The 9,261-nt window shown below is 71.2% G+C and carries 1 protein-coding gene and 1 pseudogene; both read left to right on the top strand.

Features of this window, described 5'->3' with window-relative positions; all coding sequences use genetic code 11:
- Nucleotides 1-84 (top strand): annotated as a pseudogene (locus AB0G04_RS43900) (KR domain-containing protein); the annotation flags it as partial.
- Nucleotides 85-159: 75 nt separating this feature from the next.
- Nucleotides 160-9,261: SDR family NAD(P)-dependent oxidoreductase (locus AB0G04_RS43895; protein ID WP_360996614.1), on the top strand; the 9,102-nt coding region annotated here is incomplete at its 3' end.

Below are 9,261 nucleotides of genomic sequence, written 5' to 3'. Positions count from 1 at the left end.
GCTTATGCGGCTGGCAATGCTGCTCTGGATGCTTTGGTGCAGTCGCGTCGTGCGGCCGGTAGGGCTGGTACGGCGGTGGCGTGGGGTCCGTGGGCGTCGGGCGGTATGGCGGGCGAGGCGGGTGCTGCTGACTATCTGTCGCGTCGTGGTCTTTCGCCGATGGATCCGGATCTGGCGATCCAGGCGCTGGGCTTGGCCGTCGACGCCGGTGATGTGACGACGACGGTCGCGGATGTGGATTGGGCGAAGTTCGCGGGCACATTCGCCGCGCAGCGTCCCGCACCACTGTTCGATGAGCTCGCGGTCATCCCGGAACATGTCGCCGACGGTGGCGGTCTGACGCAACGTCTGGCGGGTCTGTCCGTGGACGAGCGGCGGCGCGAAGTGCTGGCGCTCGTCCGGGCCGAGACCGCGAAGGCTCTGGGATACAGCGGTGCGAGCCACGTGGAGGCCGACGCGGCGTTCCGTGACCTGGGCATCGACTCGGTGACCGCGGTCGAGGTCCGGAGGCGGATCAACGCGGCGACGGGTCTGCGGCTGGGCTCCTCGCTGGTGTTCGACTACCCGACACCGCAGGCACTCGCCGGCCATCTGCTGGAGGCACTCGGTCTGGCCGGATCGGTGGATACGCCGGCGGCGACACGGGTGCAAGTGGTCGGCGACGACATCGTGATCGTCGGTATGGCCTGCCGCTATCCAGGTGGCGTCGAGTCGCCGGAAGACCTGTGGCGGCTGGTGTCCGGCGGTACCGACGGAACGTCCGGTTTTCCCGCCGACCGTGGGTGGCAGGTTCCGGCGTGGACCCCGTACGCCCAGGTCGGAGGCTTTGTCCCCACCGCCTCCCAGTTCGACGCCGGTCTGTTCGGCATCTCGCCGCGTGAGGCGGTGGCGATGGATCCGCAGCAGCGTCTGCTGCTGGAGGTGTCGTGGGAGACGTTGGAACGGTCCGGGGTGGATCCGCGGTCGCTGCGGGGCGCCCCGGTGGGTGTGTTCGTCGGCGCCTCGAACTCCGGCTACAGCGCGGGCGGTGCGGACGGACACATCCTCACGGGTACGGCGAACAGCGTCATTTCCGGGCGGGTGTCGTATTCGTTCGGGTTTGAGGGTCCGGCGATGACGGTGGATACGGCGTGTTCGTCGTCGTTGGTGGCGTTGCATCTGGCGGTGCAGGCGTTGCGGTCGGGTGAGTGTGATGTGGCGTTGGCCGGTGGGGTCACGGTGATCACGGGTCCGGAGGTGTTCGCGGAGTTCGCCCGTCAGGACGGTCTGGCCTCGGATGGCCGGTGCAAGTCGTTCGCGGGTGCGGCCGACGGCACCGGGTGGGGTGAGGGTGCCGGCATGTTGCTGGTCGAGCGCCGTAGTGACGCGCAGCGGTTGGGTCATCGGATCCTGGCCGTGGTGCGCGGTAGTGCCGTGAACCAGGACGGTGCTTCTAACGGGCTTACTGCTCCGAACGGTCCGGCGCAGCAGCGGGTGATCCGGCAGGCGCTGGCCGGTGCGGGTCTGAGCACGGCCGATGTGGATGTGGTGGAGGCGCACGGTACGGGCACGCGGTTGGGTGACCCGATCGAGGCGCAGGCGCTGCTGGCGACTTACGGCCAGGATCGTGAGCAGCCGTTGTGGTTGGGGTCGGTGAAGTCGAACATCGGTCACACCCAGGCGGCGGCGGGTGTCGCGGGGATTATCAAGATGGTCATGGCGATGCGTCATGACGTGTTGCCGGCGACGTTGCATGTGGATGAGCCGACCACGCATGTGGACTGGTCGGCGGGTGCGGTGGAGTTGCTGCGGGAGTCGCGGCGTTGGCAGGCCGAGGGCCGGCCGCGTCGTGCTGGTGTGTCGGCGTTCGGCATCAGTGGCACGAACGCACACCTGATCCTCGAGGAACCGGCAGTGCAGCCGGCCGGCGTTGTGACCGGCCCTCTCCCGGCCGGCATTACGGCGGACGTCGAGAGCCCTGTGGTCGGCGCGCTCCTCCCGGCTGGCATCGCGCCGGGCGTCGAGAGCCCGATGGTTGACGGCCCTCTGCTGGCTGGCGTCGTGGCGGGCGTCGAGACCCCGGTGGTCGCCGGCCCTCTGCCGGCTGGCGTAGCGGCGGGCGTGGGGAGCCCGTGGGCAGACGGCTCGTTGCCGTGGTTGGTGTCGGCGCGGTCGGCGGAGGCGTTGACTGCTCAGATCGAGCGGTTGCGGGAAGCCGATCTGGATCCGATCGCGGCGGCGTGGTCGCTGGCCACCACTCGGGCCGCCCTGGAACACCGGGCGGTGATGATCGAGGGCACCACTATCGAGCAGGGCGTGCTCGCTGAGGGTGGTTTGGCGTTCCTGTTCACCGGTCAGGGTGCACAGCGCATCGGCATGGGCACGGGCCTGGCCGCCCGGTATCCGGTGTTCGCGGAGGCGTTCGACGCGATCTGTGCCCGCTTCGACCAGCTGCTGGACCTGCCACTGCGCGAGGCGATCGACTCCGACGCAGTCAACCAGACCGTTTACACGCAGGCGGGTTTGTTCGCGGTCGAGGTCGCCGTCTACCGGCTGCTCGAGTCGTGGGGCGTCACCCCGGACTATCTGCTGGGTCATTCGATCGGTGAGATCGCCGCCGCACACGTCGCCGGAGTCCTGGACCTGGATGACGCGGTCACGCTGGTGGCAGCTCGTGGCCGTCTGATGCAGGCCCTGCCTGCGGGTGGGGCGATGCTCGCGGTGCAGGCCACGGAGGCCGAGGTTCGTGAGGCGATCACCGGTCTGGATCTCGACATCGCGGCTGTCGACGGGCCAAGTTCGGAGGACGCGCTCGCCGGCCGGGGCTTGGACATTGCGGCTGTCGACGGGCCGACCTCGGAGGGCGCGCTCGCCGGTCGGGGCCTGGACATTGCGGCTGTCAACGGGCCGGCGTCGGTGGTCGTCTCGGGTGACGCTGCCGCGATCGAGGGCCTGGCATCCCGATTCGCCAAGACGACCCGGCTGACGGTGTCGCACGCGTTCCACTCGTCGCTGATGGAACCCATGCTGGCCGAGTTCGCCTCGGTTGCCGCAACTATCGAGTACCGCGCGCCGCGTATCCCCGTGGTGTCGAATCTGACCGGTGAGCCGGTCGAGGAGTTCACCGCCGACTACTGGATCCGCCACGTCCGCGAGACCGTCCGGTTCGCCGACGGCGTGTCCTGGCTGGCGTCGAACGGTGTGACGCGGTGTGTCGAGGTGGGTCCGTCGGGGGTGCTGTCCGGGATGGCGGCGTTGACCGCCCCGGATCTGACCTACGCCGCGGCACTGCGCAAGGACCGCGACGAAACCGAGACCCTGCTGCACGCGGCCGCGAAGCTGTGGACGGCCGGAGTCCCGGTCGACTGGACGGCGATTCTCCCGGCGACGCCGCGGATCGACTTGCCGACGTACGCGTTCCAGCGTGACCACTACTGGCTGACCCCGCGGGAACTGCCGGCCGGCGCGGCGACGGCCGATCCGGTGGAGTCGGCGTTCTGGCGCATGGTCGAGGGCGAGGACTTCCAGGCACTGTCGGAGGTCCTGAACACCGATATCCCGGCCTCGCTGGGCACCGCTCTCGCCGCGTGGCGCCGGGACCGGGTGGCCTCCAGCGCTGTCGCGTCCTGGCGGTACGACGTGACCTGGCAGCATGTCCCGGATCAGACGCATGCCGCGGAGGGGCGCTGGCTGGTCCTGGTGCCGGTCATCGGCATGGCCGGGACGGTTCTCGGCGACACCGGCCTCGACCTCATCGAATTGCACGTGAACCTGGACGAGACCGATCGTGGCGCGCTGGCCCGCGAACTCGCCACACTCGCCGGCGAGGTCGGCGACCTGGCCGGGGTGGTCTCGCTGCTGTCGCTGGCGGAGGCGGCGGACCCGGCCGTTCCGGCCGGGCTGCTCCTGACGGTGCAGGCCCTCAACGACAGTGGCGTAGACGCCCGTCTGTGGTGTGTCACCCGTGGCGCTGTGTCGGTCGGTACGGACGAACCGCTGACCGACGTGTCCGGCTCGCTCGTGTGGGGTGCGGGCCGGGTCGCGGCGCTGGAATCTCCGGAGCTGTGGGGCGGTCTCGTCGATCTTCCTGCTGAGGATGGCGAAGGCGACGGCCGGCGGCTGGCCGGAGTCCTCGGTGGTGCCGAGGACCAGGTCGCGGTCCGTACCCAGGGGGTGTTCGTTCGCCGGCTCCGCCCGGTCGCGCCGCCTGCGGAGCGGGCCGCGCCGCGGACGTGGGACGGCACGGTCCTGATCACCGGCGGTACGGGTGCTCTGGGCGCCCATGTCGCCCGCTGGCTGGTCGGCCGTGGGGTGAACAGCCTGGTGCTGACCTCGCGCCGGGGCATGGACGCCCCCGGTGCGGCGGAACTGGTGGCCGAGCTGTCACCGGCCCGGGTGTCGGTGGTCGCGTGCGACGTCGCGGACCGGGACCAGGTGGCGCTCCTGGTCGCGGGCATTCCCGATCTGCGCGGCGTGGTGCACGCGGCCGGGGTCAACGGGGTCGGCCTGCTGACGGAGACGACCGCGGAGGAGTTCGCCGGCATCGTACGGGGCAAGGTCGCGGGTGCCGTACACCTCGATGAGTTGACCTCTGATCTTGACCTCGAACTTTTTGTGGTGTTCTCGTCGATCTCCGGCGTGTGGGGCAGCGGGGGACAGGCCGCCTACTCGGCGGGGAACGCGTTCCTCGACGCCCTGGTCACGCGGCGACGTGGGCGGGGGCTGGCCGGTACCGCCGTGGCGTGGGGGCCGTGGGCCGAGGCGGGCATGCTGGTCACCGAGGACGGTGCGGAGGACTACCTGCGCCGTCGCGGGCTGCGGCCGATGGCGCCGGCGCTGGCGATCCAGGCCCTGGCCGAGGCGATCGACGGCGACAGCGCATGCATGACCGTCGCCGACGTCGACTGGCAGCGCCTCGGGGCGGCGTTCACCGCCACCCGGCCCAGCCCACTGCTGCAGCAGCTGCTCCCCGCTGAGGCGACGGCGGCCCCGGCCGCGAGCCGGTGGGCCGGCGAGGTCGCCGCCGTGCCGGAGGCCGACCGGAACCGGCTGGTGCTCGGCCAGGTGCGCCGGACCGTGGCGGACGTGCTCGGGTACGCCGACGTGGACCGGGTGCCGGCCGGCCGCGCGTTCAAGGACCTCGGCATCGACTCACTGACCGCGGTCGAGCTGCGGGACCGGCTGCAGACCCTGACCGGGCTGTCGCTGCCGGCGAGTGTCGCGTTCGATCACCCCAGCGCGACCGCCGTCGCACGCATGCTGGTGGATCGTCTGGCTCCCGGTGCGACTGACGTTCCGGCTGTCCGGAGCGGGCCGGACCTCGGTGACCCGGTGGTGATCGTAGGCATGGCCTGCCGGTATCCGGGTGCGGTCGACTCGGCGGACGGCCTGTGGAACGTGGTCGCCGGTGGAGCGGACGTGCTGACGCCGTTCCCCGCCGACCGTGGCTGGGACCTCGACGGGCTGCTCGCGGGCGGCTCGGACACCGGGATGGGCGGATTCCTGGAGGGCGTCGCCGACTTCGACGCCGGGCTGTTCGGGGTGTCGGCGCGGGAGGCCCTCGCGATGGACCCGCAGCAGCGGCTCCTGCTGGAAACCGTGTGGGAGCTGTTCGAGAGCTCGGGCGTCGCGCCCACCTCACTGGCGGGCACCGCGACCGGTGTCTTCGTCGGGTCGAACAGTCAGGACTATGCGAGTGTCCTGGCCGGCGGTGACGGGCACGACGGCTACCTCGCCACGGGAACCTCGGCGAGTGTGGTCTCCGGGCGGCTCTCGTACGTGTTCGGTCTGGAAGGCCCGGCCGTCACGGTCGACACCGCCTGCTCGTCGTCCCTCGTCGCGCTGCACCTGGCGGCACAGGCACTGCGGCAGGGCGAATGCGATCTGGCGGTCGCGGGCGGTGTCGCGGTCGTCTCGACGCCGGGCATCTTCACCGAGTTCTCCCGCCAGAGCGGTATGGCGCCGGACGGGCGCTGCAAGGCGTTCGCGGACGGCGCGGACGGCACCGGCTGGGGTGAGGGCGCCGGTGTCCTGCTGCTGGAGCGGCTGTCCGACGCCCGGCGCAACGGTCACCACATCTTCGCGGTGGTTCGTGGCTCAGCGATCAACCAGGACGGTGCCTCGAACGGTCTGACCGCGCCGAACGGTCCGTCGCAGCAGCGGGTGATCCGGCAGGCGCTGGCGAGCGCGGGGCTGCGAGCGTCCGATGTGGATGTGGTGGAGGCGCACGGTACGGGTACCCGGCTGGGTGACCCGATCGAGGCGCAGGCGTTGCTGGCGACCTATGGCCAGGACCGGGACGAGCCGTTGTGGCTGGGGTCGGTGAAGTCGAACATCGGCCACACGCAGGCCGCGTCCGGCGTCGCGGGTGTGATCAAGATGGTGATGGCGATGCGGCACGGGATGCTGCCGGCCACCCTGCACGTCGACGCGCCGTCGACCAAGGTCGACTGGTCCGCCGGGTCGGTGAGTCTGCTGACCGAGGCCCGCGACTGGACCCGGGGCGAACGCGCCCGCCGGGCCGGGGTGTCCTCGTTCGGCATGAGCGGCACGAACGCACACGTGATTCTGGAGGAAGCCCCGGCACCCGAGCCCCCGCGGCAGTCGTCGCAGCCGGTCACGGCAGTGCCGTGGCTGCTGTCGGCGCGCTCCGCGACGGCGCTGACCGGCCAGGCGCGCAAACTCGCCGGCTTCCTGACCGCACGCCCCGACATCGACGTGACCGACGTGGCCAGGGCCCTCGCCTCCACCCGCGCCGTACTGGAACACCGGGCCGCCGTCGTCGGCACCACCCGGGACGACCTCCTGGCCGCGCTGACCGAGCTCCAGCCGGGTGAGCCGGCCGCGGACACCGACGGTCGCGTGGTGCTGGTCTTCCCCGGTCAGGGAAGTCAGTGGCTGGGGATGGCGGTGGAGCTGCTGGCGGAGTCGCCGGTGTTCGCGGCTCGGGTGGGTGAGTGTGCGGCGGCTCTGGATCCGTTTGTGGACTGGAGTCTGCTGGAGGTGCTGCGGTCGGGTGACGATGCCTGGCTGGGCCGGGTCGACGTCGTCCAGCCGGTGCTGTGGGCGGTGATGGTGTCGCTGGCTGAGCAGTGGCGGGCGTTGGGTGTGGATGTCGCCGGTGTGGTGGGGCATTCGCAGGGTGAGATCGCGGCGGCGGTGGTTGCCGGGGTGTTGTCGTTGTCCGACGGTGCTCGGGTGGTGGCGGTGCGGTCGCGGGCGTTGCGGGCGATCGCGGGTACCGGCGGGATGTTGGCGGTGGCTGTCGATGAGGAGTCGGCGGCGGCGTTGATCGAGGGTGTCGGCGGGGTGTCGGTGGCTGCGGTCAACGGTCCGGCGTCCGTGGTGCTCTCCGGCGACTCCATCGGTATCGACGACGTGGTCGCCCGCTGTGAGAAGCGGGGCGTGTGGTGCCGGCGGGTGCCGGTCGACTACGCCTCGCACAGCGCCCACGTCGACAGCCTCCGTGCGGAACTGCTGGCCGCGTTCGACGGTTTGACGCCGCTGGCCGGTGAGGTGCCGTTCTATTCGACGGTGACCGGTGAGCGCATCGATCCGGTGGAGCTGGGTGCGGGGTACTGGTTCGAGAATCTGCGGCGTCCGGTGCGTTTCGATGAGGTGGTCGGTGGTCTGATCGCTGCCGGTCATCGGCTGTTCGTCGAGGTGAGCCCGCATCCGGTCCTGACTACGGGGATCGGGGAGCGCGGTGGCGCAGCGACCGGGTCGCTGCGGCGGGATCAGGGCGGCTGGGTGCAGCTGCTGCGGTCGGCCGGTGAGTTGTGGGCGCAGGGCGGGCATGTCGACTGGTCGGTGATGCTCGGTGACGGGCCGGTCAGCGAACTGCCGACATACGCGTTCCAGCGCCGGCGCTACTGGCCGGCACCCACGGCCGGATCCGGCGACGCGACCGCGATCGGTCTGTCCGGTCTGGCACATCCCCTGCTCGGCGCCATGACGGTCCTCGCGGACGAGGACGGTGTCCTGCTCTCCGGCCGGGTCACCGCGACGGCCCCCGGCTGGCTCACCGATCACCGCGTGTCGGGCAGCGTGGTCGTCCCTGGCACCGCCTTCGTGGAACTCGCCCTGCAGGCCGCACAGCAGACCGGTGACCATCGGATCGGCGAGCTGACCCTGGAGACGCCGCTGGTCCTCGCCGACGGCGCGGCCCAGTTGCAGGTCCGGGTCGCCGAAGCCGACGAGCACGGCCGGCGGGCCCTGCAGATCTACTCGCGGCGCGAGCACGACATCGACGCGCCGTGGACCCGGAACGCCTCCGGCACTCTCGAACCGGCCGGGACCACGGCGCCGGACGGGCTCGGCGAATGGCCGCCGGCGGACGGCACGGAACTGGACGTGGCCGGGTTCTACACGGCCGCGACAGCGGCGGGATACGGCTACGGCCCGGCCTTCCGCGGTCTCCGGCACGCCTGGGCGGTCGACGGCGAGGTGTACGCCGAAGTCGAACTGCCGTCCGGCCCCGCCGGCGAGGCGGACCGCTACGGCATCCACCCGGCCCTGCTCGACGCCGCTCTGCAGGCGGCCGGGCTGGGCGGTTTCATCACCACCGGCGGGGTCGCCCTGCCCTTCGCATGGTCGGGCGTGCAGCTCTTCGCGGTCGGCGCGACCGCGCTCCGGGTGCGGATCAGCGCCGCCGGGCAGGACGCCGTCCGGGTCACCGTGACCGACCCGGCCGGAATGCCGGTCGCGGCGGTGGAACGGCTCGCCTTCCGCGCCCTGGCCACCAGCCTCCCGGCCGACACGGCCACCCGCGACGCGTTGTTGCGGGTGGAGTGGTCGTTGGTGCGGGGCGCGTCGCCGGTTTCTTCGGAGGTCGGGGTGGAGGTGTGGCGGGTCGGTTCGCCGGATGTGGTGGTGGTGCTGGAGCGGGTGCAGGGTTGGCTGGCTTCGGGTGTTGAGGGTGTGCTGGTGGTGGCGTTGAGTGGTGCGGTCGCTGTGGGTGGTGTGCTGGTGGATCCGCTGGCGTCCGGGGTGTGGGGTTTGTTGCGGTCGGCGCAGTCGGAGAATCCGGGTCGGATCGTGTTGGCCGATGTGGACGGCGACGTCGACGACAGAGTGCTGTATGACCTGGCGGTTTTGGATGAGCCGCAGGTGGCGGTTCGTGCCGATGGGTTGTGGGTGCCGCGTCTGGTGCGGGCGTTGCCGTCGTCGTCGCTGGTGGTGCCGGATGCGGCTGCCTGGCATCTGGATGTGGTGGGTGGTGCGTCGCTGGATTGTCTGCGGCTGGTCCCGGCTGAGGAGGTGCCGGTTGGTGCTGGCCAGGTG

The organism is Actinoplanes sp. NPDC023801, from assembly GCF_040639655.1.
In the GTDB taxonomy this organism is placed as follows: Bacteria; Actinomycetota; Actinomycetes; order Mycobacteriales; family Micromonosporaceae; genus Actinoplanes.
Note: the sequence above shows the minus strand (reverse complement) of the source record. Positions and strands in the feature narration are given on the sequence as shown.